Below are 21,454 nucleotides of genomic sequence, written 5' to 3'. Positions count from 1 at the left end.
TCAGCGGTGGGGTGGGTGGAATGTCGGCGGTGGGTGGTAAGGGAACTCGGCGGGTAGGGCGCCGGTTCGTTGATCCAGGGGTGGGGCCATGAGAGAAGGGCAGGGATGGCCGTGACGCAGCAGGCGAAGGCAGGCAAGACAGCAGCGGTGGAGCTCCCCGGGGACATGACGCCCGAGGTGGGGCCGGTAAACGAGGGTGCGGGCGCCCGGGAGATTGCCTCCCTGACCCCCATGATGCGCCAGTACATGGAGGTGAAGGCGCTCCACCCGGACTCGCTGCTGTTCTTCCGGTTGGGTGACTTCTACGAGATGTTCTTCGAGGACGCGGTGAAGGCCTCGGAGATCCTCCAAATCACCCTCACCGCGAGGGCCAAGGGCGCGGACAAGGTGCCCATGTGCGGGGTGCCCTACCATGCCGCGCGGCGGTACATCGGCCGCCTCGTGTCCGAGGGCCTGAAGGTCGCCATCTGCGAACAGGTGGAGGAGCCGGGCAACGGGCCGGGCATCGTCCGCCGGGAAGTCACGCGGGTGATCACCCCGGGCATGGTGCTGGACGAAGAGGTGCTGGAGCCTCAGGCCAGCAACTTCCTGGCCGCCGTGTCCTGGAACGACAAGGGCTGGGGCGCGGCGCTGCTGGAGGCGTCCACCGGCGAGTTCATGGCCCTGGAGGCCCCGGGCATCGCGGAGCTGGCGGAGTCGCTGTCGCGCGTGGAGCCCCGTGAGCTGCTGGTGCCGGACGGGAAGCGGGACGCGCCGGAGGTGGCGCAGCTGCTCGCCCGGATGGTGCGCACGCCGGCGGTGGCGGAGGGCGAGGCCGCGTCGTTCGAACCCACGCGGGCGGCGGGCTACCTGCGCAGTCACTTCGCGGTGCAGTCGCTGTCCGCTTTCGGATTGGATGACGCGCCCCTGGCCGCGGGCGCCGCGGGCGCTGCGCTGCGCTACCTGAAGGACACGCAGAAGACGGCGGCGGCGCACGTGGACCGGCTGAGCCGGCAGGAGCGCGGCGGCAACCTCCTGATGGATGAGTCCTCCCGGGCCAACCTGGAGGTGCTGCGCTCGCTGCGGGACGGTGGGCGCAAGGGCTCGCTGCTGGGCGTGCTGGACAAGACGGTGACGAGCCTGGGCGCGCGCAAGCTGGCGCGCTGGCTTTCGTCTCCGCTGGGCTCGCTGCCGGAAATCCACGCGCGGCTGGACGCGGTGGACGAGCTGTCCGGGCGCAGCGTGTGGCGCGAGGAGCTGGCAGGCATCCTCAAGGAAGTGGGGGACCTGGAGCGGCTGTGCGGCCGGCTGTCGCTGGGCGCGGGCAACGCCCGGGACTTGCGCGCGCTGGGCTTGTCGCTGGCGCAGCTTCCCCGGGTGGTGGCGGTGCTTGCGCGGTGTGAGTCCTCGCTGCTCAAGTCGCTCACGGGCCCCCTGTCCGCGCTGCCGGAGCTGGCGGAGCTGCTGTCGCGCGCCGTGGCGGACGAGCCGCCGGTGACGCTGAAGGACGGCGGCATGATTCGTGCCGGCTTCCACGCGGAGCTGGACAAGCTGGTGGCGCTGTCCACGTCAGGCAAGGACCTGCTGCTTCAGATCGAGCAGCGGGAGAAGGAGCGCACCGGCATCTCCTCGCTGAAGGTCCGCTACAACAAGGTCTTTGGTTACTACCTGGAGGTGACGAAGTCGAACCTCGACCGGGTGCCCAAGGACTACATCCGCAAGCAGACCACGGTGAACTCCGAGCGCTTCGTCACCCCGGAGCTGAAGGAGTACGAGGAGCAGGTCCTCACCGCCGAGGAGCGGCGGTGCGCGCTGGAGATTCAGCTCTTCGAGGAGCTGCGCACGCAGGTGGTGTCGGCGGCGCCGCGCATCCGGTCCGCCGCGGAGGCGGTGGCCACTGGGGACGCGCTGTTGTCCTTCGCGCGGTGCGCGGCGGAGTATGGCTACACGCGGCCGGAGGTGGACGCGTCCGTGGCGCTCAGCATCACCGCGGGGCGGCATCCGGTGGTGGAGCGCATGCTGGGGGCGAGCGATTCGTTCGTTCCCAACGACGTTCGCCTGGACCCGGCCGAGGACGCGCAGCTGATGGTGATTACCGGTCCGAACATGGCCGGCAAGAGCACGGTGATGCGGCAGGTGGCGCTGACGGCGTTGATGGCGCAGGCGGGCTCGTTCGTTCCGGCGAAGGCGGCGCGCATCGGTCTGTGCGATCGCATCTTCACGCGCGTGGGCGCGGCGGACAATCTGGCGCGCGGTCAGTCCACCTTCATGGTGGAGATGACGGAGACCAGCCACATCCTCCATCACGCCACGAACAAGAGCCTCATCATCCTGGATGAGATTGGCCGTGGCACGTCCACCTTCGACGGGCTCTCCATTGCCTGGGCGGTGGCGGAGCACCTGCACGACACGGTGGGGGCGCGCGCGCTGTTCGCCACGCACTACCACGAGTTGGTGGACCTGGCCCGCGAGCGGCCTCGGGTGAAGAACCTGTGCATCGCCGTGAAGGAGCAGAACGGCAAGGTCATCTTCCTGCGCAAGCTGGTGCCGGGTGGGGCCAGCCGCTCCTACGGCATCGAGGTGGCGAAGCTGGCGGGTCTGCCGCCGGAAGTCGTCGGGCGCGCGCGCGAGCTGCTCCAAAATCTGGAGTCCGGTGAGCTGGATGACGCGGGCCGGCCCCGGGTGGCCGTGCGGCAGCCGCAGGGTGGACGGCGTGGGGCTTCGTCCGGGCAGCTGGGACTGTTCGGCGCGGAGCCGGCGCCCACGGCTCAGGGCTCGGCTGGGGTGACGCCCGCGCAGCAGAAGACGCTGGATGCGCTGAAGGGGGCGACCATTGACCGGATGACGCCCCTGGATGCGCTCAACCTGCTGGCGAAGCTTCAGCGCGAGCTGGAGTAGGAAGCAGCGCCGGGCCTCGCCTCGCCCGGTGCTCAGCCCAGAGGTACAGCCGCACCAACTGGACGCGGCGGGCCGCTTCCAACGCGGCCTTTGGACCCGAGCCCCCGTGGACGACCGCCTCGATGCGGTTGTTCGTGGGCGAGAAGGGGCTTGCGGGCACGCGCTTCGCGTTGGCCTCCAGCAGCGCCAGCTCAGGCCGGGCCTGCTGGATGAGGTGCGTGATGGGCGGCACGTAATTGACGTCCTCCTGGAAGGAATGTCGCGTCAGTTCATGCTCCACCCGCGAGTACCCACAGGAGTTGCCTCCGCGTGAGCGGGTGGCTGCCCCGGCGGCCCCTTCGCGGGGCTGCGGGACGCTGCTGGGGGCGTTCCGGTGTTGCTGGATGAGCCGGTTCGACGCGACGGCGTCACAGCCGAACTCCAGGGCACTGAAGCGGATGCTCGGTGCGGATATCGGCGCCCCCTGGTCATTCGGCGAGCCTCTGGGGAGCAGCCCCTTTGCAGGTGTGGACGCGTCGGACGGCGCGCTGACACGTCAACGGCGGGTTTGTCATGTCAGCCGACGGACCGACGGGTGACTGCCCTGGGGCTGGCTGTCGCATTTGACGTGTCAGGAGCCGTGTTGACGTGTCGAATGAGATTTTGACGTGTCTGAATTTACTGTCTTTGTGGTGTATGGATTTAATGGGGCTGCTGTGTATATTGTCGCACCCCTTGAAAAGGAACTCTATGTCTGGACCTCTGCGTCGAGATGTCTCATGTCTTCCCCGTGCATTCCCTCGCTACTCCGTGCTTGGGGCCGCACTCGCTTTCCTGTCGTCCTGTGCGGCGCCCGTCGAGCGCGGCCCCGCCAGGCCTGGCTCCACCTTGTTCCTGGGGAAGGTCCTCACCATGGACGACAAGGGGACCGTCGCCGAGGCCGTCCTGGTGGATGACCGGGGACAGATCCTGAAGGTCGGCAAGGCGTTCGATCTCCAGCAGGGGCTGTCCACGTCGGTGGAGGTGGTCCAGCTCGCGCCCGGACAAGTGCTGATGCCGGGCTTCTTCGACCCGCACATGCACTTCCTGCCCACGCTCATCCAGAGTGTGTTGGGCTCGCATGACCTGGCGCCCTGTTTGCCGCCTCCGTACCGGGTGGACCCGTCCGTGGACTGCAAGTCCCGCAGCGAGGTGCTGCGCGCGCTCTCCTCGATGAAGGTGGAGGATTCGAGTGCCATCGGGAGCGACGTCTTCGTCCTGGGCATGAACCTGGATCCGTCGAGGCAGACGTTCGACAACTCGACGGGGTGCGGGAAGGGCGGCCCTTCGACCTTCATGGCGCAGCCGAAGTTCTACCTCGACGCATGCGTGACCAAGGACCGGCCGGTGCTCATCCTGGACCAGTCGGGCCACCTGGCCTACGTGAACCAGAAGGCCTTCGAGGCCGTCTGTCCGAACGGAGTCGTCAAGGGCTGCAAGCCGCCCGACTCCGTTGGTCAGGGCGGGGGCGAGTGGGCCACGGATGCGTCTGGAAACTTCACGGGCCTGCTGCGGGAGTCGTCCGGCTACGCGCCGTTCATGAAGGCGATGCAGCAGAACCTGCCCCTGGCGCTGATGCACTCCGATCCGGTCAAGCTCGCGGAGCAGGGCGGCGCGGAGATCGATCGCGCCATCCTGGCGCTGCGTGACGCGGGCGTCACCACCATCGCGGATGGTGGTCTCCAGAGCGTGGCGCAGGTCAACGCCGTGAAGCGGTTCACCGAGCTGCCCGGGTTCCCCTTCCGAATCACGGGCGTCGTGGTCGCGGAGGCCGCGTCGGGTGCGAATCTCCAGCCGACGGCGCCCGCCTGTGAGCCGAAGGCGGGCAATGACTGTGCGCTGCCGAAGTGGCTGGGCGCTGGCGGCATCAAGATCTGGGTCGATGGCTCGACGCAGGGCTGCACCGCGAAGCTTGATTCGCCGTATCACTACCTGGAGGGTGGGCACTGCTCGGGTGAAGGCGAGGGCCGGGCGGACTACGACAACGCGCAGGCCATCGTGGACCAGTTGAGCCCGCTCTGGAATCAGGGGACGTGGCGGTTCAATCTCCACGCCAACGGCAACGGGGCGAACACCTGGGCGCTGGATGCGTTGTCGCAGCTCCAGCAGGGGAAGGAGAACCCCCACCGGGTCCTCCTCATCCACAACACGGTGGGCCAGCCCGCGCTCTCCAAGCGCATTGGTGACCTGCGCAAGGGAGCGGGCACCCTGGACAAGAAGTCGGTGCCCGCGCTCGACGTCCAGGTGACGCACCTCATCGGGCACGTGGCGTACTGGGGTCACGCGTTCGTGGGGATGCTGGGGCAGGAGACCGCGAACGAAATCGACCCCATCGCCTATGACCGTGAGAATGAGATTCCCTTCTCGTTCCACAGCGATTCGATGGTGACCCCGACGCGTCCCCTCTGGTTCGTGGAGCAGGCCGTCACGCGGCGCACCTGGTCCTATCCGGACTTCACGAGGGAGTACGTGCTGGGCGCCAAGCACGCGGCGACCGTCGAGGAGGCGCTGCGCGCCATCACGGTGGTGCCGGCCCGCCACCATGAGCTCGACACGTTGCTGGGCAGCATCGAGCCCGGCAAGGTGGCGGACTTCGTCGTGCTGGGCGCCAACCCGCTCGATTTCGATCCGGCCAAGGGCGGCGACCCCACGAAGATCAGCCAGATTCCGGTGATCCAGACGTACATCAACGGGCGGGCCACCAGCAGCCGTCACTGATTGGCCTTCGGGCGCTCGGTCCAGACGCCTCCTGCGGGGTTTGCTCGCGGGAGGCGTTCGTCGTTGTGCGGACCGTCACAATGCCCAGTGCCTGAACGCTGGCATGCACACTTGCCGCCCCATCATCCCGGGCGAGTGCGCGATTCACTGCCCGCCCGAGTTCCCGTGACCTTGGCTGCACGGAGAGGACTGTGTGGCCCTCTCCGTTCGGTCGTTCCCTGCCGCGGCAGGGGCCCCATTGCCTGGATCACGGCCCCAACACCAACCACACGCCCACCAGCACCATCCAGCCGAACACCGCCGCTTCGATGAGGCGCTGGGTGAGTCCGCGCACAGGCGACTCGAACGACAGCACGAAGATTCCGGCGAGGACGCCCTTACCCAGCATCGACGTGACCCGCGCAAGGGTGGACAGCGTCGCCAGGTCCTCGAAGGTGCGCCCGAGCTCAATCAACCCAGCTCCCGCGCCGAAGTAGCCGATGGTGGCGACGAGGTTGTGCATCTGGTTCCGCCACGTCCCCCAGAACGGTGCTCCAGCGTCACACGGGAACACCGCGGCGCCGACGTAGCTCACGCCCAGCATCGAAAGCAGCACGAGGCCGGTTCCGGCGTCGTCCGGCAGTCGCCCTCCAAGCAACGCCGCGAAGCCCCAGACCGCGAGGCCCAGGGGTGCGAAGGCGAGCCAGGCGACTCGGGCCGCATCGGGGGCCCCGGTCTCCCCGAGCTCGCTGATGGTGTTCCTGAAGTGGCTGTAGCCGGGACGCCGCCGCGCGAACCACCATGGAGGGACGGCGGCCAGCAACCCGGCAACAATCGCCGCGACGAGGACCCAGAGGCTCATTCTCCTGCGATCAAGCGCGGGGCCTCCCGGGCGAAAGGCCCCGCGCGGACTGGGGGACGGCTACTCCGTAATCTCGCGGATGACACGACACGGGTTCCCGGCGGCGAAGACCCCGTCAGGCACGTCCCGGGTCACGACGCTGCCGGCGCCAATGACGGCGCGTGAGCCGATTCGTACGCCAGGGAGGATGATGGCCCCACCGCCCACCCAGACATCCGAACCGATGGTGACGGGCTTGCCGAACTCCTCCTTCCGCCGCAGCTCCGCGTTGAACGGGTGCATGGGCGTGTAGATCTGCACCCCAGGTCCGAAGAGCGTGTAGTCGCCGATCTGGACCTTGCACACGTCCAGCACGACGCAGTTGAAGTTGAAGAACACCCGCTCGCCCAACTCGATGTTCGTGCCGTAGTCACAGAAAAAGGGCGGCTGCATCCACACCGTCTCGCCACCCGCGCCGACCAGTTCGCGAAGAATGCGCCTCCGCTCCTCCTGCTCACCTTCACGGGTGGCGTTGAGCGTCTGGCAGAGGTCCCGCGCACGAACACGTGCCGCCACCAACTCCGCGTCAAACGGATCGTAAAGCTCTCCGTCCAGCATCTTCTGGCGCTCACTCTTCATCGGTGGTCCTCGTTGATGGATTCTCTTCGGCAGGGAAGGGCGCCTGACGGTTGCTCACCCCGCTGGTCGCTGGAAGCGCGCCCATTCCACCGCGTCCACTTTCCGACGCGGAACCTTCACATCAAAGGGGGGCGAACTTCCTGGCCCCAGCCCGGCGCGCGCCGCTTCGTCTTGCATCAAGGGCTGGGCTTGTCGGGCGTGGCTCGCGGACAGCTCCCCCGCCGGAAAGGAGGCGGTGGCCACCGCGGAGGAGGAGGTGGTGGTGGATGTGAATGACTACGACGTCAGCGACCCATTGCTGCGACCCGACGACGTGACGCAGGCGCTTCGGGGGAAGCCGATGGTGCAGATCACCTCGAGAGCGCGAGCGCAGGCGAGGTGGGCAAGCCGACAGTGCACTGCTCTCCCAGATGTGGGGCTCGCTGTTCGCCATCCACCGGGCGACTTCGCGGTGCTCTCTCGCTTCCTGCGTTGAGCGGCGACGGGGCAGGCTCTGAATGAACGAGCGCGCTCGATGTCTGCAATTGCACGTCGGGGCGGGCGGGGCCTTTCCATCATGTCAGGGGATGGTGTCTCGTCTGCGTGTTTCCTCACCAAGGAGGCATGATGGGCAAAGGCAACGGAAGCGGCGGTCAGGGGTCCGGTGGTGGCAAGGGCAATGGTGGAGGGCAGGGGGGCGGAGGTTCGGGCAAGGGCGGAGGCGGCGCTGGTAATGGCAGGCCGCCCAATGCTCCGAGCACGACCGGGCGCCCCTCTGGCGGAGGTCGCGGAAACAACCCTCCCAAGAAGTGAAGGCACAGGGCGGTGCTGGCAACACATTGGCCGAGGATTTCCTGCAAGGTCGCTCAGGCAGAAATGCCTGAGCGAAAGGAACCTTGAAGATGCTGCGAAATGCATCTGAATCAGGCGCCGGGAGTGCCGGGACGCAAGAGCAGAGCCTGTGCGAGCCGGGCCCGTCCTCGAACTGGTGTCAGAACGTCGCGGGCAAGGCCTGTTCGACCACCGTCAACCGCCGCTGCTACATCCCCAATGACTGCGAGTGGTCCGTCTGTCGCTGCATCGATGGCGCCTGGCAGTGCGAGTAGGTTCCTGACCGGTGAGCGGGCACCACCTCCGAGGCCGGCACGGGAGCTCGTGCCGGTCCCACAGTCCTGATGTCGCCCAGCGCACAGTCGGCGTCACGCCACTCCCCGCATGCGCTGACCGTGGCCAAGAGTGGGGCCATGAGGCTGCTGCCTGTCTGCATGGGAGTCCTGGTCTGGGGGTGTTCGGCGCACAGCGTGGGGGAACGGCCCGACGCCGTAGCCGCCGCGTCCATGGATGGCCGCGAGGTGCTGCGCTTCGAGGGCATGTGTGACGCCTCCGGCGCGGTGTCGCTCGGCGGCGACCTGTTCGTCGTGGGCGACGACGAGGACAACATCCTCCGTGTCTATGACGCGCGCCGGGGCGGTCCGCCGGTGCAGAGCGTGGACCTGTCCCCGCACCTGGAGCTGCCCGCGGCGAAGAAGAAGGCCCCGGAGGCGGACATCGAGGCGGCCACCGGGCTGGGCTCGCTGTCCTTCTGGCTGACATCCCACGGCCGCAGCAGCTCCGGGAAGAAGGCGCCCAGCCGGCTGCGCTTCTTCGCCACTGAGGAGACGGACGCGGTGCCCCGCTTGGTGGGGCGGCCGTACACGCAGCTCCTGGATGACATGCTCGCGGCGCCGCAGCTGGCGCGCTTCGGGCTGGACGGGGCGGAGACGAAGGCGCCCAAGGCCCCGGGCGGGCTCAACATCGAGGGCATGACGGCCATGCCGGATGGGCGCTCCATCCTCGTGGGCTTCCGCAGCCCCGTGCCCGACGGCAAGGCGCTGCTGGTACCGCTGCTCAATCCGGTGTCGTTGGTAGAGGAGGAGGGCGCACGGGCCCAGCTGGGCGAGCCCGTGCAACTGGACCTGGGCGGCCTGGGCATCCGTTCGCTGTCCTGGTGGCGAGGCCGCTACCTCATCATCAGCGGTGGCACGGCGGGAGAGGGCACCTCGCGCCTGTTCACCTGGCGCGGCGGTGAGGATGCTCCGGTCGCCGTGGAATCGGTGGACCTGGCGGGCCTGAACCCGGAGGCCTTCTTCACGCCGGAGGACGCCGAGGAGATCCTGCTGCTCAGCGACGACGGCACCGCGCTGGTGGACGGCGTCGAGTGCAAGCGACTGAAGGACGCGGCGCGCAAGCGCTTCCGGGGCGTCTGGGTTCGGCTGTCGGAGTCGCCGTGAGGTGGCGTGTGCGTCCGTCCGCCGCGCTTGGGGTAGGCTGCGCGGCCATATGCAGCTGGCCATTCCGCATGCCCCCCGAAAGGTCCGACTGACGCAGGTGCCCGGCGCCGTGGGGCGCGTGGTGCGAGGCGTCCTCCTGGGATTGGTGGCGGTAGCGGTCCTGGGCACCGGTGCCGGCTGGGCCGGACGCTACTTCGTTGAGGAGCAGGGCTTCGCCGCCCGTGCGGAGGAAGTGGAGGGGCTGGTGGTGGCCTCCCGCCTGCCGCCCGCGGACGCCCGGGATGGCGGGGAAGCCGCCCTGGAGGTGCTCTACACCTTCGCGGAGGCGGAGCACTCCGTGTCCGGCATCCGGACCTTCGCCGAGTACGCCGAGGGCCTGGGGCGGGGCGCCCGGGTGACGCTGCTGGTGGACCCCGCCACGCCGGACCGGCCGCGCGAGGCTGGCTTCGCTCGCTCCCGGGCGCTGCGCGTGGGGCTGCTCCCCTGGGGCATCGGCCTGGGCGTGCTCGTGGCCGTGGGGTACTTCGCGTGGGAGATGCGGCGGCTGTGGCGCTCCGAGGTGGAGCCACTGCGGCTGGGCGCGCTGGTGTGGCTGACGCCGGACGGGCCCCTGCCGGAGACTCGGGGCGAGGTGTCCTTTCCGGCCCACTATTTCCGGCAGGACGTGAAACACGCGGTTCGCGCGCGGGTCCGGCCGGGGCGAGCGCCCGTGCGAAACGGGGAGAAGGTGCTGGCGGCGGTGGTGCCCCGGCAGCCTGGGTGGGCGCGCGTCATCGACCAGGACCTCGCGGGCGTGCTGGGGTGGCTGCGCTGACACAGATGGTGGGGGCCGAAAATTTGCCGGGGGGGTGGGGCTGTGTGACACACGCCTGTAGCTCGCACCTACCCGGAGGAACCCCATGCACTCGCGCCTCGTCATCGTGCTGCCCGTGCTGCTGCTGCTCGTCCCGAGCGCGGTGGGGGCCGCCAAGCGAGACGAGGCCGAGGAGGCCTACCAGGGTGCTCGCAAGGTCTACTACGCGCTGAAGGACGACGCGGCCCGGCGCAAGCTGCGCCATCACTGGCTGAACGTGGTGACGCGCTTCGAATCCGTGGCCGCTCGCTTCCCGAAGTCGGACCGCGCGCCGGATGCCCTGTTCACCGCGGCGGAGATGCTCCAGGAACTGAGCCGCATCTCCTTCGTGGAGGACGACCTCAAGGCCGCCATCACCGACTACACCAAGTTGCTGGAGGGCTACCCGAAGCACCGGCTGTCGGATGACGGGGCGCTGGCGCTCGCGAAGATTCACGTCCACCGGCTGGACCAGCCGGAGTCCGCGCGCAAGGTCCTGACGGAGACGCTGGCCATCAACGGCAAGGGTGACCGTGCGCGGGAGATGCGGGAGTTGCTGGCCTCGCTGCCGTCGCCCAAGGCCCCGCCGCCGCCGCCTCGCAAGGCCGCGCCTGTCGTGGCCAAGGTTGATTCCTCCGCGTCGGGCAAGACGGGCACCGCTGGCAAGGCGGTCACCGTGGCTGATTCCGGCAAGAGCTCCGCGTCGAGCAAGGCCGTCACCTCGACCGACACGTCCTCGGCTGATACCTCCAGCGCGGGCGACAGCGACACGTCCAAGGCTGTTGCCTCCGCCGACACGTCCAAGGACGCGCAGCCGGAGCCGGCCGTGGAGGCCTCGGTGCCCGCGGAGCGGCCTGCGTCCAGCCTGGTGGCCGCCATCGAGAAGATGGCGCGCGAGCCGTCGCCCAGGATTCCGCAGAAGGAGCCGAGCGCGCCCGTGAAGGCGGACACGCGCGAAGGCAGCCTGGACGCGGCCGTCGCCGCAGCCATGGCCTCGAAGCCCGCTGCCGCGGAGCCCCCGCGTCCCATCACCCGTCCGGTGGACGACAAGGTGGCGCAGGCCCGGCTGAAGGCCGTGGCCAAGCAGTCGCGCAGCATGGAGCTGACGCTGGCGGAGCAGCTCGGCCTGAAGGTGCGGCGCGTGGTCATCGACCCCGGCCACGGCGGCCACGACACGGGCGCCATCGGCAAGGGGGGGACGCGCGAAAAGGACGTGGCGTTGTCCATCTCCCTCAAGCTGGCGGAGGAGCTGCGCGAGAAGGGCCTGGAGGTGGTGCTCACCCGCGACGATGACCGGTTCATCCGCCTGGAGGACCGCGCCAAGTATGCCAACGCCGAGCACGGCGACCTGTTCATCTCCATCCACTGCAACGCCGCGGAGAAGCGCACGCTGCGCGGCATCGAGACGTACACCCTCAACACGTCGGCGGACCGCTACTCCATCCGTCTGGCCGCGCGGGAGAACGCGTCCTCGGAGAAGGGCATCAGCGACCTCCAGTTCATCCTGGCCGACCTGGCCACGAAGGCGAACACCGAGGAGTCCTCGCGGCTCGCCAGCCACGTGCAGCGCAGCCTCGTGGGGGATCTCTCCCGCAAGTACAAGGGCATCCGTGACCTGGGCCACAAGGAAGCGCTCTTCTATGTGTTGTTGGGCGTGAAGATGCCGGCCATTCTGGTGGAGACGTCGTTCCTCTCAAACCCAGACGAAGAGGCGCGTCTCAAGTCCAATGTCTACCAGACCGAGGTCGCCAAGGCGATTGCCCATGGCGTGGAGGAGTTCCTCGGAGACCGTCGCCGCGTGGCGAAGGTGGACTGAGCGCGTCCGGCGCTTCGCCAGCAGTGGGTAGCAAGGACGGACGCGCTAGGCAGTTCAGTTCCGTTCGGCTGAGCAACGCGCGTGTCACCGGGTAGACGCCGCCGGACACCCTCGCGCTTCTCGTTCCAGGGGTGGGAAGAGTTTTGCCCAGCGTGGGGAATGAACTTACGTCCACTGGGCACATCCCGTCACACGATGCCACATGCCAAGGACCTGGTGCGGGCCGCGAAGCCTGTCCGTCCCTCCCTGAAGGGCTCCCCCCAGGGACATGTGTGCGTTTCGCTGTAAAAACAAACAAGAGAACAATTCCACGTATTGCCTGGAAGCGCACGCGAGGCATTGATGCGACATGCGCTGAAGGGAGGGGTACGCCGGGCCGCTCAGCGGTCGGCGAGCGGGTTGCAATGCCCTGACGCAGCCGGAATCAACCGGCCGCTCGATGGAGCACGCAACTCAAATGAACGCAATCAAGACTGCCGTTGCCGCTGTCACCGCCGCCGCGTCTCTCGTCGCCTTCTCGCCCGCTGAGGCCGCCACCGCCACCGCCAACCTGAACGTCACCGCCAACGTCGGTGGCTCCTGCGCCATTGGCTCCGGCGGCGGCGGCGGCACGCTGAACTTCGGCACCTACGATCCCATCATCGTCAACTCCGCGCTGGGCATCGACCTGTTCGGCACGGGCACGCTGAGCGTGCAGTGCACCCTGCTCGGCACCGCGGTCATCACCCTGGGCCAGGGCCTGCACCCGTCCGCGGGCTCGACGGACGCGGCCCCGCTGCGCCGGATGCGCAACACGGCGTCGGCGGACTACCTCGCGTACAACCTGTACCAGGACGTCACCCGCCTCATCGTGTGGGGTAACACCGCTGGCACGGGCCTCCCGTTCCTGGGCACGGGCCTGCCCGTCCCCGTGCTGGTCTACGGCACGGTTCCGCGCGGCCAGAACGTTCCCTCCGGCACGTACAACGACACCGTCGTCGCCACCATCACCTTCTGATTCGGGGCGATAACACATGCGTAACCGTCTTCTGTCTTGGACCGGCGGCCTGATGTGTTCGGCTGCCTTGGAATGGATTGCCATGGGGACCGCGAGCGCGGCTGAGCTCGATGTCAGTCCGGTTCGGCTTGAATTGGATTCAAGCGCCCGTGGCGTGGTGATGAACGTGAGGAACAAGAGCAGCGAAACCACACGCTTCCAAGCCTCTGTCTATTCCTGGGTTCAGGACGAAGAAGGGCGCATGTCGCTCGCGCCGACTCAGGATTTGTTCTTCTTCCCGTCCATGTTGACGTTGGAGCCCGGGGAGTCCCGCCCCATCCGGGTGGGGAGCTCCTCGGCTCCACAGGATAACGAACGCTCCTTCCGAATCGTCGTGGAGGAGCTTCCCCCGCTGCAACCGTCCACCCAGTCAACTGGGTTGAATGTCCTCACCCGCGTCTCAGTGCCTGTCTTTGTCGCACCCAAGAAGAAGACCGTTCAAGGCCAGATCGCGGAAGCCGTGCTGCGCGAGTCGAAGTTCCATGTCCGGGTGCGGAACCCGGGCACGGTGAACTTCTTCATCCGGAACCTCCGGGTGCGGGGGCTCGACGCGAAGGGCAAGCGGCTGGTCGAGAAAGAGGAGCCCGGCTGGTACGTCCTGGCGGGCGACGCGCAGGTGTATGCCATGGAGATCGCTGGCAAGGCCTGCCGCAAGGTCCGCACGGTGGAAGTGGAGATGGAGACCGACCAGGGCGTGCTCCGTCAGACCTCCCCCGTGGATTCTCCCGCTCCCTGCGCTCGCTGACCGACGCACCATGGCCCCCTCCCGACTTGCAGTAACCCGTGCGCCCTCATACACGGTGCTGGCGTTGTCCTTGTCGTTGGGGGCCCTGTCAGCGGCCGCGCAAGACCCGGTGGCCGCCAACCCCTCCGCGCCGCCGATGCCCATCGTCGCGGACTTCACCCTGAACGGCGTGCCCCGCGGCGCCACCTTCCCCATGCTGCGCGGCAGCGACGTGCTGCTCCCCGCGGCCACGCTCGAGGCCCATGGCGTGGACCTGGTGGCGCTCGGGGGCCGCCTGGAAGTCATCGAAGGAAAGACATACATCTCCGCGCGGTCCCTGGAGCCCGAAGGGCGCTGCACCCTGAACGAGCGGACCGTCAGCCTGTCGTGCGAGCTGCCCGCGTCCGTCTTCGACCAGACGCGCATCAACCTGGGGCCGCAGGCGCCGTCGGACTACGCCGTCCGCGGCAGTCCCAGCGGCTTCATCAACTACGCGGCCCACGCCCGCAACACCTCGCTGACCTTCTTTGGAGAGGCCGGCGCGTCGGTGGGGCGGGGCCTGTTGACGACGCAGGCCAGGTGGCGGCCCGGCTCCGTGCCCCTGCGGGGGCTCACGCAGCTGTCGCTGGACTTCCCCAAGCACATGGTGCGCGCCATCGCGGGTGAGTCCACGGGATTTGGCGGCGTGCTGGGCGGCGGCGCGGTGGTGGCCGGCTTCCACCTCATGCGCACCTTCGAGCTGAATCCGTACTTCGTGCGCAACCCGATGCAGGACTTCGCGGGCGACGTCGCCACGCCGTCCACGTTGGAGGTCTACGTCAACAACCACCTGGTGAAGCGCACCGAGCTCCCGCCCGGTCCCTTCCGGCTGGAGAACCTCACGGTGCCCCGGGGCGAGGGCAACACGCGCTACGTCATCCGGGACGCGTTCGGCCGGGCGAGCGAGGTGAACACGTCCTACTATCTCAGCGGGCAGCAGCTCTCTCCGGGAGTGGTCGACTACCGACTCTCCGCGGGCATCGAGCGGGAGTCCGTCAATCTCTACAACTTCGACTTCGGCCGGCCCATGCTCCTGGGCAACTTCCGCATGGGCCTCACATCGTGGCTGACGCCGGGCGTGCGGTTGGAGCTGGCGCCCAACGTCGTCAGCACCGGCGCCATGCAGCTCATCCAGCTGCCTTTCGGCGAATTGGAGCTGTCACAGGCCATCAGCCGCAGCGAGCGGCGAACGGGGCTGGCGGCGGGCGTCGTGTACGCGCTCCAGCGCCGCTGGGTGGGGGGCTCCGTCTTCGGACGGGGCATGAACGAGTCCTACACACACACCAGCCTCGAGCTGGATGACGACCACCCCACCGTGGAGACGGGCGGCTCACTGTTCCTGGCGCTGGGGGAGAGTGTCAGCGTGGGCGGGCAGGCGATGCTGTCACGCTACCAGCGAGACGGGTGGACGACGTGGCTGGGCGCCACCACCTCCGCGCGGCTGACCGACTGGTCGACGTTGTCCTTCTCCGCCAACCGCAGCAATTCCGAGCGAGGCGGCTCCGCCGTCGAGGGAATGGTGTACCTGAACGCCATCTTCGACTCCCGCACCACGGGCACGGTGGGACACTCCCAGGCGCTGCGCGGGGAAGGCACCACGTCGGTGGACATCGCCCGCTCGGTGCCCATGGAGGGCGGCCTGGGCTACCAGGTGCAGGGCCGGGTGGGGGCGGTGGACCAGGCGATGGCGCGCGCCGACTTCGACTCCAACGTGGGCCGCGTCAGCGCGGGCGCGGAGTGGTTCGAAGGACGGATGGCGGGCATGGCCGAGGTCGCCGGCGGCCTGGTGCTGATTGGCGGGCGCGTGCGTCCCACGCGCGCGGTGGACCAGGGCTACGCGCTGGTTCGCGTGAAGGGCGTGGAGGGCGTGGGCGTGCGGCTCAACAACCACGAAATCGGGCGCACGGACTCCAGCGGCGAGCTGGTGGTGACGCGGCTCCAGGCCTACAACGCCAACCGGCTCTCGCTGGCGGACCATCAGGTGCCGCTGGACGTCTACATCCCCTCCACGGAGCAGGTGGTGGCCACGTACCAGCGAGGCGGCGTGGTGCTGGACTTCAAGACGCAGACGATCCGCGCCTACCGGGGCAAGGTGACCATCGACTCGGCGGAGGATACGCGCTGGCTGTCCTACGGTGAGATTCGCGCCGAGAAGGACGGAGAGAAGTGGAGCTCACCCATCGGGTGGAATGGTGAGTTCGAACTGGTGGGCCTGCCCGAAGGGCGTCTGCCGGCGACAGTCGTCTACCCCAAGGGCCGTTGCGCGACCTCGCTGGAAGTTCCATCCCTCGAGGGCAAGGTCATTGACCTGGGAACCGTGAGGTGTGTCCATGACGATGCGAAATAGGGCGGCCGCGTTCATCGCGGCGGGCGTATGCGGACTGCTGCCCGGATGGGCGGGCGCCGTCTGCCAGATTCGCGGCACGGTGGGGGTGAGCTTCGGCACCTACCTCACCACCGACCTGCTCCCCCGGGACTCGGCCGGGAGCATCACCTACCGGTGTGAGGGGCAGGTCACCCCGATCACCATCGACTTCAGCGCCGGTGGCTCGGGCAACTACCAGGCACGCAGCATGGCGGGGCCGGGCGCTCCCCGCCTGCAGTACAACCTCTACCTGGATGCGACGCGCCTCATCATCTGGGGCAACGGCGCGGGCGGTACGGGGCGCTACGGGCCCGTCCTTCCCGTGTTCGGGGTGGAGGTGACGGTGCCCATCTTCGGGCGCATCCCGGCCGGGCAGGCCATCCCCGCAGGTGCCTACTCAGACACCCTGGTGATGACGGTGACCTTCTGAGGGCCCAGGCCCTCCGTCACTGGAGCACCGCCAGCAAGTCGCCACCCTGGACGGAGGCCTTGAGCGCCGGGACGACCTCCGCCACGGTGCCGGCGTGCGGAGCCCGCACCACCGTCTCCATCTTCATCGCCTCCAGGGTGACGAGGGGCGCGCCCGCCTCCACGGCGTCTCCCGACTTGGCGTGCAGGGCGATGACGGTGCCCGGCATGCTCGCCGCGACGTGATTGGGATTCGCGCGGTCCGCCTGGCGGCGCGCCTCCACGGTGGCGGCGCGGCTGCGATCCCTCACGTGCACGGTGCGGTTGTGGCCGTTGAGGGCGAAGTAGACGGTGCGCACGCCTTCTTCATCCGGCTCGCCCACCGCGGACATGCTGATGACCAGCGTCTTGCCCGGCTCCAGGTCCACCCAGACTTCCTGCCCCACCTCCATGCCGTAGAAGTAGTTCGGGGTGTCGAGGATGGACACGTCCTCGTAGCGCCCCAGGTCTTCCAGGTAGCCGGCCATGACACGCGGATAGAGCGCGCTGGAGAGGGCGTCCACGCGGGTGAGCGCATGTCCTGTCTTCGCGGAGAGCTCCCGTTGGAGCGCGTCCAGGTCCAGCGGCGGCATGCTGGCGGAGGGCCGTCCCTCCACGCGAGGCAGGCCCTTGAGCACGGCGGCGCGCAGGTCCTCGGGGAAGCCATTGGGCGGCTGGCCCAGCTCGCCCCGGAAGTAGCCCACCACGCTGGTGGGGAAGTCCAGGCGCGGCGCCTGTTCAATCAGCCTCTGGCGCGTGAGCGCGGCCGCCTCCGCCAACGTGGAGGCGCGCACCGTGAGGTCGTTCTTGAGCAGGAAGATGGCGAAGTCGCCGACCATCTTCGACGACGGCGTCACCTTCGGGATGTCGCCCACCAGGACGTTCACGAGCGCGAAGGCGTCCTTCACGTCGTTCCACCGGCCCAGCAGGCCCAGCTCCGCCACCTGCGGCCGGAGGTTGGAGTACTGGCCGCCGGGAATCTCGTGGTAGTACACCTCGCTGGTGGTGCTCTTGAGGCCGGCCTCGAAGGGGGCGTAGTACTCGCGCACGTCCTCCCAGTAGTTGGCCAGCGGCTGCAGGCGCGCGTTGGCCAGGCCCGTCTCACGGGGGTGGCCGCGCAGGGCGCTGACCAGCGCGTTGAGGCTGGGCTGGCTCGTCAGGCCCGCCATGCTGCCCAGCGCCACGTCCACCACGTGCACGCCCTGCTCGATGGCTTCCAGGTAGCTGGCGATGCCATTGCCGGACGTGTCGTGCATGTGCAGGTGGATGGGCAGCCGCGTCACCTCGCGCAGGCGGTGCACCAGTATGGCCGCCGCGCGCGGGCGCAGCAGGCCGGCCATGTCCTTGATGCAGAGGAAGTGCGCGCCGGAGTCTTCAATCCGCTTCGCGAGGTCCGCGTAGTAGTCCAGCGTGTACTTCGTGCGCTTGGGGTTGGCGACGTCGCCCGTGTAGCAGATGGCCACCTCCGCCACCTTGCCCGTCGTCAGCACGCGGCGGATGGAGACCTCCATGCTGCCCAAATCGTTGAGGCTGTCGAAGATGCGGAACACGTCCACGCCCGCCTGGGCCGCCTCGTCGATGAAGGCCTCCACCACGTTGTCCGGGTAGCTGGTGTAGCCCACGGCATTGGCCCCGCGCAGGAGCATCTGCTGGAGCAGGTTGGGCGCGGCGGCCTTGAGCGCGCGCAGGCGGGCCCACGGGTCCTCGTTGAGGAAGCGGTAGGTGGTGTCGAAGGTGGCGCCGCCCCAGCTCTCCAGGCTGAACAGCTCGGAGGCCAGGTGGGCGGTGGCCGGGGCCACGCGGAGGATGTCCCGCGTGCGCATGCGCGTGGCCAGCAGGGACTGGTGCGCGTCCCGCATGGTGGTGTCCGTCAGCAGCACGCGCTTCTGGGCCAGCACCCAGTCCGCCAGCCCGCGCGGGCCCTTCTCCGCCAGGATGTGCGCGGTGCCCCGAGGCACCGGGCCCGAAGGCGTCACCGGCAGCCGCGGCTCCAGGAACTGCGTGGGCTTGAGCCGCTGGTCCTTCTTGATGGTGGGGTGCCCGTTGACGATGACGTCGCCCAGGTACTGGAGCAGCTTGGTGGCCCTGTCCCGGCGGGGCTCCAACTGGAACAGCTCCGGCGTCTCGTCGATGAAGCGCGTGTACGTCTCTCCCTGCTGGAAGGCGGGGTGGGCGAGCACGTTCTCCAGGAAGGGCAGGTTCGTCTTCACGCCGCGGATGCGGAACTCGCGCAGCGCGCGCTGGCCCTTCATCACCGCGCCCTGGAACGTGGGCGCGTAGGCGATGACCTTCACCAGCATGGAGTCGTAGTAGGGGGAGATGACGGCGTTGGTGTAGCCGTTGGAGCCGTCCAGCCGGATGCCGAAGCCCATGGCCGCGCGCCAGGCGGTGATGACGCCCGCGTCGGGCATGAACTGGTTGGCGGGGTCCTCGGTGGTGACGCGCAGCTGCACCGCGTAGCCCCGGGGCACCACGTCCTCCTGCAGGGAGATGCCCACCTCCGGCGCGTCCAGCCGGTAGCCCTCCGCGATGCGAAGCTGGCTCTGTACCAGGTCCACGCCCGTCACCTGCTCGGTGACGGTGTGCTCCACCTGGAGGCGGGCATTGCACTCGATGAAGTAGAAGGCGTCGCCCGCCACCAGGAACTCGGCGGTGCCGGCGCTGGTGTAGCCGGCCTTGCGCGCCAGCCGCACCGCCGCGTCGCAGATGGCCTCCTTCACCGCCGGGGCCAGGTTGGGCGCGGGGGCAATCTCAATGACCTTCTGGTGGCGCCGCTGCACGGAGCAGTCCCGTTCGTGCAGGTGGACGATGTTGCCGTGCCAATCTCCCAGCAGCTGCACCTCGATGTGGCGCACGTGCTCCAGGAAGCGCTCCAGGAACACCGCCGACGAACCGAAGGCGCTTTTCGCCTCCGAACGCGCGGAGGCCAGCGCGTCCTCCAGCGCCTTCGCCTCGCGCACCACGCGCATGCCTCGGCCGCCACCGCCATGGGCCGCCTTCACCAGGATGGGGCCACCCTGCTTCGCGAAGAAGGCACGGGCCTGCTCCAGCACGTGCGCGTCGTCACCCTCCAGGTTGATGCCGGGAACCACCGGGACGCCGCACGCGTCGGCCAGGTGCTTGGCGGCGACCTTGTCGCCCATGGTGCGGACCACGTCCGAGCGCGGGCCGATGAAGCGGATGCCGCGCCGCTCACACGCCTCCGCGAAGGCGGCGTTCTCCGACAGGAAGCCGTAGCCGGGGTGGATGGCGTCCACGCCCGCCTTCTCGGCCACGTCGAGGATTTCGTCGATGCCCAGGTAGGCTTCCACGGGCCGCTTGCCCCGGCCGACGAGGTACGCCTCGTCGGCCTTGTGGCGGTGCTCGTGGGTGCGGTCCTCGTCGCTGTAGATGGCGACGGTGCGGATGCCCAGCTCGTTGCACGCGCGGAAGACGCGGATGGCAATCTCACCGCGGTTGGCGCAGAGGACCTTCTGGATGGGACGCAGCGACACATGTTCCATGTGCGCGCTGTATGCATCCGGCAGGCCCCGGAGCAACGGCTGCCGGGGCGAACGTCCGATTCAGGGCGCGGCGCCGCGCCGTGCGTCAGGTGCCGGACTGCGAGGGCTGGGCGGCAGGCTGTGGGCCGGTCGCCGTCTCCTCGTAATCCAGGTCCCGGTGGAACGTCTCTTCCAGCCGGGTGAGGGCCAGCAGCGCCAGGCCGAAGCAGATGCTGCCGACGATGATCGCCGCGGTGGACACCGACATCTCGCCCTTCAGGTAGGCGAAGCCGCTGGCCGCGAGCGCCGCCGAGCCACGCACGAAGTTGGGGACGGTGGTGGCCACTGTGCCGCGGATGTTGGTGCCGAACTGCTCGGCGGCCATGGTCACCAGCACGGCCCAGTAGCCCACGGTGATGCCAATCAGGAAGCTCAGCCCGTACACCATGGTGCTGGTGAGGCCCGGGGTGAGGCCGTAGACGAGCATCAGCACGAAGCCCGCGCAGAGGTTCATCGCCACCGCGCGCTTGCGGCTCTTGAGCCACTGGCTGAAGACGCCCGCCAACAGGTCACCCAGCGTCAGGCCAATGGAGCCGTAGAGGATGGCGTTGCCAGCCGTCACGGTGCCCTGGACGTCGAGGCCGGCCGTCAGCTCGGGCGCGAAGGTGAAGAGGATGCCCGTGGTGAAGTAGATGGGCACGCCGATGAGGATGCAGCAGATGTACTTGAGGAACCGGCCGCCGGTGAGGATCAGCAGCGGGTTGGCGCGCGAGGGGTCCGTCTTCTTGGTGAACAGCTCCGATTCCGACACCTTGAAGCGCGCGAAGAGCAGCGCGATGCCCATGAAGCCGCCGGTGAGGTAGGCCGTCTTCCAGTGCATGTGCTGGCCCAGGAAGGCCGCGGCGACGATGCCGAGCATGCCCAGCGTGGCGACGATGGTGGTCCCCAGGCCGCGCTTCTCCTTGGGCAGGGACTCCGCCACCAGGGTGATGGCCGCGCCCAGCTCACCCGCGAGCCCCACGCCTCCCAGGAAGCGGAAGACGGCGTAGCTGGTGACGTCCCAGGCGAAGGCGTTGGCCAGGTTCGCGAAGGAGTAGAGCAGGATGGAGCCGAACATCACCGACAGGCGGCCGCGCTTGTCGGCGAGCACGCCCCAAAGCAGGCCGCCCACCATCATGCCCACCATCTGCGCGTTGTAGATGAGCAGTCCGCTCTGGAGGATGTCGGCCGGGTCGGTGACGCCGATGTCCTTGAGCGATGCGATACGCACCACGCCGAACAGTGTGATGTCGAAGAGGTCGACGAAGTAGCCGAGCCCGGCCACCAGCACGGTCAGGTTCAGGACCGAGCGGAGCTCTCTCAGGAATTTCATACGCCCGATTAACGGACTTT

Annotated in this window: 15 protein-coding genes; 10 read left to right on the top strand and 5 right to left on the bottom strand. The window is 68.5% G+C overall.

Annotation, left to right across the window (positions count from 1 at the left end):
- Window positions 1-105: 105 nt before the first annotated feature.
- Window positions 106-2,877, top strand: coding sequence for a DNA mismatch repair protein MutS (gene mutS / locus BHS09_RS19640; protein ID WP_140798579.1), 2,772 nt, complete (start codon window positions 106-108; stop codon window positions 2,875-2,877).
- Here the strand turns inward: mutS and BHS09_RS39035 are convergent.
- On the bottom strand, window positions 2,840-3,109 hold the full coding sequence (locus BHS09_RS39035; protein WP_201800532.1) for a hypothetical protein: 270 nt from the start codon (window positions 3,107-3,109) through the stop codon (window positions 2,840-2,842). The two genes, mutS and BHS09_RS39035, sit on opposite strands and share 38 nt — an antisense overlap.
- 497 nt (window positions 3,110-3,606) lie before the next feature.
- Between BHS09_RS39035 and BHS09_RS19630 the strand changes: the two genes are divergently transcribed.
- Complete coding sequence (locus tag BHS09_RS19630) at window positions 3,607-5,613, top strand: amidohydrolase (RefSeq protein ID WP_140798578.1); 2,007 nt, start codon at window positions 3,607-3,609, stop codon at window positions 5,611-5,613.
- Between the two features lie 247 nt (window positions 5,614-5,860).
- On the opposite strand, the gene BHS09_RS19625 is transcribed toward BHS09_RS19630, so the two are convergent.
- Both BHS09_RS19625 and BHS09_RS19620 read right to left on the bottom strand, forming a co-directional pair.
- Window positions 5,861-6,454, bottom strand: coding sequence for a DUF998 domain-containing protein (locus tag BHS09_RS19625; protein ID WP_140798577.1), 594 nt, complete (start codon window positions 6,452-6,454; stop codon window positions 5,861-5,863).
- Window positions 6,455-6,514: 60 nt separating this feature from the next.
- Window positions 6,515-7,072 (bottom strand): sugar O-acetyltransferase, encoded by a 558-nt coding sequence (locus tag BHS09_RS19620; protein ID WP_140798576.1) that lies wholly within the window; start codon window positions 7,070-7,072, stop codon window positions 6,515-6,517.
- A 235-nt stretch (window positions 7,073-7,307) separates the two neighbouring features.
- Between BHS09_RS19620 and BHS09_RS19615 the strand changes: the two genes are divergently transcribed.
- The 8 genes from BHS09_RS19615 (at window position 7,308) to BHS09_RS19570 (ending at window position 16,563) form a co-directional block, all read left to right on the top strand.
- A complete protein-coding gene (locus tag BHS09_RS19615) occupies window positions 7,308-7,547 on the top strand; it encodes a hypothetical protein (RefSeq protein ID WP_140798575.1) in 240 nt (79 codons plus the stop codon).
- Between the two features lie 748 nt (window positions 7,548-8,295).
- Complete coding sequence (locus tag BHS09_RS19600; RefSeq protein WP_237079684.1) at window positions 8,296-9,321, top strand: DUF3616 domain-containing protein; 1,026 nt, start codon at window positions 8,296-8,298, stop codon at window positions 9,319-9,321.
- 49 nt (window positions 9,322-9,370) lie between these two features.
- Window positions 9,371-10,135 (top strand): DUF3592 domain-containing protein, encoded by a 765-nt coding sequence (locus BHS09_RS19595; RefSeq protein ID WP_140798572.1) that lies wholly within the window; start codon window positions 9,371-9,373, stop codon window positions 10,133-10,135.
- An 85-nt stretch (window positions 10,136-10,220) separates the two neighbouring features.
- Window positions 10,221-11,969 (top strand): N-acetylmuramoyl-L-alanine amidase, encoded by a 1,749-nt coding sequence (locus tag BHS09_RS19590; RefSeq protein WP_140792108.1) that lies wholly within the window; start codon window positions 10,221-10,223, stop codon window positions 11,967-11,969.
- 457 nt (window positions 11,970-12,426) lie between these two features.
- Window positions 12,427-12,966: a fruiting body development fimbrial-like coat protein PRU gene (pru, locus tag BHS09_RS19585; RefSeq protein WP_161604894.1), complete on the top strand. Its 540-nt coding sequence runs from the start codon at window positions 12,427-12,429 to the stop codon at window positions 12,964-12,966.
- A gap of 16 nt (window positions 12,967-12,982) precedes the next feature.
- Window positions 12,983-13,750 (top strand): fimbrial biogenesis chaperone, encoded by a 768-nt coding sequence (locus tag BHS09_RS19580; protein ID WP_140792106.1) that lies wholly within the window; start codon window positions 12,983-12,985, stop codon window positions 13,748-13,750.
- Between the two features lie 70 nt (window positions 13,751-13,820).
- Entirely contained in the window at window positions 13,821-16,115 is a 2,295-nt protein-coding gene (locus tag BHS09_RS19575; protein ID WP_237077242.1) for a fimbria/pilus outer membrane usher protein, read from the top strand.
- Window positions 16,093-16,563 carry a Csu type fimbrial protein gene (locus BHS09_RS19570; RefSeq protein ID WP_140798570.1) on the top strand — a complete coding sequence of 157 codons (471 nt, stop codon included), beginning with the start codon at window positions 16,093-16,095 and terminating at the stop codon, window positions 16,561-16,563. Before BHS09_RS19575 ends, BHS09_RS19570 begins: the two co-directional genes overlap by 23 nt.
- 16 nt (window positions 16,564-16,579) lie before the next feature.
- Here the strand turns inward: BHS09_RS19570 and BHS09_RS19565 are convergent, their stop codons facing one another.
- Window positions 16,580-20,083: a pyruvate carboxylase gene (locus tag BHS09_RS19565; protein WP_140798569.1), complete on the bottom strand. Its 3,504-nt coding sequence runs from the start codon at window positions 20,081-20,083 to the stop codon at window positions 16,580-16,582.
- 85 nt (window positions 20,084-20,168) lie between these two features.
- The gene (locus BHS09_RS19560) at window positions 20,169-21,434 is read right to left on the bottom strand and encodes an MFS transporter (RefSeq protein ID WP_140792102.1); all 1,266 of its coding nucleotides are present in this window, start codon (window positions 21,432-21,434) and stop codon (window positions 20,169-20,171) included.
- Window positions 21,435-21,454: the final 20 nt, after the last annotated feature.

The organism is Myxococcus xanthus, from assembly GCF_006402735.1.
In the GTDB taxonomy this organism is placed as follows: Bacteria; Myxococcota; Myxococcia; order Myxococcales; family Myxococcaceae; genus Myxococcus; species Myxococcus xanthus_A.
Note: the sequence above shows the minus strand (reverse complement) of the source record. Positions and strands in the feature narration are given on the sequence as shown.

Coding starts and splice junctions, on each gene's coding strand:
- mutS (WP_140798579.1), top strand. CDS start 106: ATGGCCGTGACGCAGCAGGCGAAGGCAGGCAAGACAGCAGCGGTGGAG.
- BHS09_RS19630 (WP_140798578.1), top strand. CDS start 3,607: ATGTCTGGACCTCTGCGTCGAGATGTCTCATGTCTTCCCCGTGCATTC.
- BHS09_RS19625 (WP_140798577.1), bottom strand. CDS start 6,454: ATGAGCCTCTGGGTCCTCGTCGCGGCGATTGTTGCCGGGTTGCTGGCC.
- BHS09_RS19620 (WP_140798576.1), bottom strand. CDS start 7,072: ATGAAGAGTGAGCGCCAGAAGATGCTGGACGGAGAGCTTTACGATCCG.
- BHS09_RS19600 (WP_237079684.1), top strand. CDS start 8,296: ATGAGGCTGCTGCCTGTCTGCATGGGAGTCCTGGTCTGGGGGTGTTCG.
- BHS09_RS19595 (WP_140798572.1), top strand. CDS start 9,371: ATGCAGCTGGCCATTCCGCATGCCCCCCGAAAGGTCCGACTGACGCAG.
- BHS09_RS19590 (WP_140792108.1), top strand. CDS start 10,221: ATGCACTCGCGCCTCGTCATCGTGCTGCCCGTGCTGCTGCTGCTCGTC.
- pru (WP_161604894.1), top strand. CDS start 12,427: ATGAACGCAATCAAGACTGCCGTTGCCGCTGTCACCGCCGCCGCGTCT.
- BHS09_RS19580 (WP_140792106.1), top strand. CDS start 12,983: ATGCGTAACCGTCTTCTGTCTTGGACCGGCGGCCTGATGTGTTCGGCT.
- BHS09_RS19565 (WP_140798569.1), bottom strand. CDS start 20,083: ATGGAACATGTGTCGCTGCGTCCCATCCAGAAGGTCCTCTGCGCCAAC.
- BHS09_RS19560 (WP_140792102.1), bottom strand. CDS start 21,434: ATGAAATTCCTGAGAGAGCTCCGCTCGGTCCTGAACCTGACCGTGCTG.